Origin of the sequence: Psychrobacter sp. AOP5-GZ1-6 (assembly GCF_052376345.1) — a bacterium.
Lineage (GTDB): Bacteria > Pseudomonadota > Gammaproteobacteria > Pseudomonadales > Moraxellaceae > Psychrobacter.
The window spans coordinates 1-771 of the sequence record NZ_JBQSVP010000313.1 but is presented as its reverse complement, the minus strand read 5'-3'; the positions used below and the strand labels follow the sequence as shown (position 1 = coordinate 771).

Genomic DNA, 771 nt, shown 5'->3' with positions numbered 1-771 from the left:
ACAAAACTCTCTAAAAGATACAATCAACTTAACAATGCTCATGTATTATAAAGTTATTATTAATTAATGTTTATGAGTTTTATTTTCTATTGAAAACGATGTTTCCTATCTACGCTAATATACCAATTGCCTAAAGGAATAATTATGAAAGTTTTTACCTTAAAAAAAGTGGTTGCTCTAAGTGCATTGGCTTTATCTGCCAGTGCCTTTGCGATGGATGTAGAGTTTAACGATGAGATGTGGGATGCTGACAGCATACCTGAGGGACAACAGTGTCTAGACTACGGTGGTAAAAGTCCTGCTACACCAGGCATGACTGTCTCAAATATTCCTGATGGTGCGGATAGCCTAGTATTTGTCTATAACGATGTGAGCAATAAACGCATGCAAAAAGGTGGCCATGGCATCGTCAGCTATGCATTGTCAGATGGTCAAACCACAGCCGAGGTGCCACGCGTGTTTGGGCATACTTATGAAGTGCCAGTTGGTGTAGAGATGGTGGCTGAATATCGTAGCCGTAATGGCGATGTCCGCGGTGCATATAAGCCACCATGTTCAGGCGGAAAAGATCATCTGTACACGATAGATGTACAGTCATGGCAGGGCGATATGATGACAGCTGAGACGACAGTTGAAATGGGTCGTTATTGATCTATCAGCGGCTGTAAGTAGCACACAAAAAAGCCGTCTATAAGTGTGTATAGGCGGCTTTTTTGCGAGAGTAGATTGCGTATGTTGGCAAAAGTGTTTGTTTTAGTATTTAGTGAAGAG

Annotated in this window: 1 protein-coding gene; it reads left to right on the top strand. The window is 41.4% G+C overall.

Annotation, left to right across the window (positions count from 1 at the left end; translation table 11 throughout):
* The first annotated feature begins 144 nt into the window (after window positions 1-144).
* Window positions 145-651, top strand: a complete 507-nt coding sequence (locus tag ACT3RN_RS15970) for a hypothetical protein (protein ID WP_192518681.1) — start codon at window positions 145-147, stop codon at window positions 649-651.
* Window positions 652-771 lie beyond the last annotated feature (120 nt).